At 28.7% G+C, this 2,132-nt stretch carries 1 protein-coding gene; it reads right to left on the bottom strand.

All coding sequences use genetic code 11. The annotated features are described in order from the left end of the window. Positions 1-243 precede the first annotated feature (243 nt). Entirely contained in the window at positions 244-1,896 is a 1,653-nt protein-coding gene (locus DFQ11_RS14985; RefSeq protein ID WP_110476693.1) for an alpha/beta hydrolase-fold protein, read from the bottom strand. Positions 1,897-2,132: the final 236 nt, after the last annotated feature.

The raw sequence follows: 2,132 nt of genomic DNA, 5'->3' as shown, positions 1-2,132 counted from the left end.
TGATAGCTTTTTTTTCGCCAGTGTTCATTTTTTATTTTCATAAGTGACTATAATTAAAGGTTTAATTTTTAGTCAACCTATTTCAGGAAAATTCATTTTTTAGCTTGTTGCCAACGGTCTCGGCTATGAGTAGTTGCGTGGTTTAGCACTTAACTTTGCAAGTACGCACCAAACTGAAAATCCGCTAGGATTTTCAGAAGTAGGTGAGAACAAGCAATTACTTATAGCCATTGTTAGCCACAGTTATTTTAATTTATTTATGTCGTTCTTGTCAAAAATTCTGTTTTCCTTAAAATGCTGTTCACAATATTTTAAATACTTTTTTGATTTCTTTTTTTCAATTCCATTGGTTATTCCAGTTCGAGCGTAAGCATAAGAAAATTCCAACTTGTATTTATCCGATTTGTTTATCATTTTTTCCAAAAATTCAAGAGCTTGTTTTGGATTGTTTTTTTTCTTTAAAAAATAACTGATATAATTATGCTCTAAATTGAAGTAAACTAAATCATGGTCATTTTCTTCTTTACTTTCTGTAATTTCGTTTAGATATTTATCGGCACTTTCAAAATCTTCAATTTCCTTTGCGAAGTAAAATAATAGATGCTTTTCAATTTTATCATCTTGTTTGCTATTATAATTAGCAAGTTTTCTAAATAAGTTCCTATCATTTTTTTCTACTGAAATTTCAATTAATGTAAAAAGGTCATCTTTAGTAAAAGAAATTGATTCTCCATATTTTTTATTTGTAGCTATATAGTCCGAAACATATTTTTCCATATCTAAATTAGATTGTGTTCCAGATAGCAATAAGTTGTTAAAGTTTTTGTAGTCTTTGTAAAGGAATTTGATAGCTGATGACATTGCTAAAGATGGAAGTTGAGTGTGAGAAGCATTAAAACCTGAAACATTTAAATTGTCGTTAATTAATTTATTCTCTTTTATTTGTTTTTCAATTTCTATTGCTAATTCCTTAAATCCATTGTCAAAATTCCCATAACCGAAAAAGATTGTTTCTTTTTGGTTTTTTAAATAATCTTTGATTTTTCTCTTGAAAAAATCGGATTCACTATTTACAGATAAAGCAATAATACCTTGAAAAGGATTGTTCTTTTGAAAAGGCAAGTTTAAAACAAAGTGTCCCGTATCTGAATGTCCAATTATGGTATTATAGCCAGTTGTATTATATTCTTTACTTATCTTGGTTACAAGTTCGTTAAACAGATAGTTTTTGAATTTTTCAGTTCCGTCAAGTAAAAAATTTTCATCTATTTCAGAGTTATATCCTAAATTGGGTTTCACTTCATTATCTCGGTTGTTATGGTATATTCCGACAATTATTGATTCTGGGATATTGTCTGTTTTAGACAATAATTTAGAATTTATTAATGCTGGTTCTAAAAGTGTATTGGCATCTAAAACGTAAACAACTGAATATTTGTTTTTCGGATTGTAGTTTGTAGGTAATGAAATAGCAATAGTTCTTTCTTGTTGTAAAATTTCTGAATAGTTTTTTTGAAGTTCAAATGAAAACTTGTAATAATCAGAATTATAGTTATCTGCCCAACCTTTGATATCATATGTAATCTGTTTCTTAAAACTGTTTAATGTACAATTTGGATTGTTTTGGAAATTGCCTGTTATACCTTCAGAATTCCAATTTCCACGTGTAAATTTAAAAGTTGCTGGATATGTTAAATTCAAATTGAGTTCTCTTTCAAAATCAGAAACTTTTTCCATTTTGATTTTTGACGGATTCCAATCTCCCAAACTTTCTTGATTTCCAACAATAAAAACTTCATCATTTTTATTTGGTACGGTAACCTTTATGTTTGTTAATTCCTGACTATATAGGTTTATCGAAGTTAAGACTATGACAATTGATAATATATTTTTCATTTTTGGTTTTAATTGTGGCTAACGGTCTCGTATAACCGTCAGTTACGGGTTAAATTAGCGATTATTTTCGGTTTAGCACTGACATTAGCAATTCCGAGTGGATTCGGACGTAGTCGAATCCGCCGTAATTGCGGTTATACATCTTAAGTTAGCATTTTAATAAAAACACTAAATTAAGACCTATAAATAAGAAAGAACAAAGGAGAGGAATAAGGTTATTATATACGCAGAGACTT

The organism is Winogradskyella epiphytica (assembly GCF_003217215.1).
Classification (GTDB): Bacteria; Bacteroidota; Bacteroidia; order Flavobacteriales; family Flavobacteriaceae; genus Winogradskyella; species Winogradskyella epiphytica.
The sequence above is the reverse complement of the archived record's forward strand: the minus strand, read 5'-3'. Positions and strand labels throughout refer to the sequence as shown.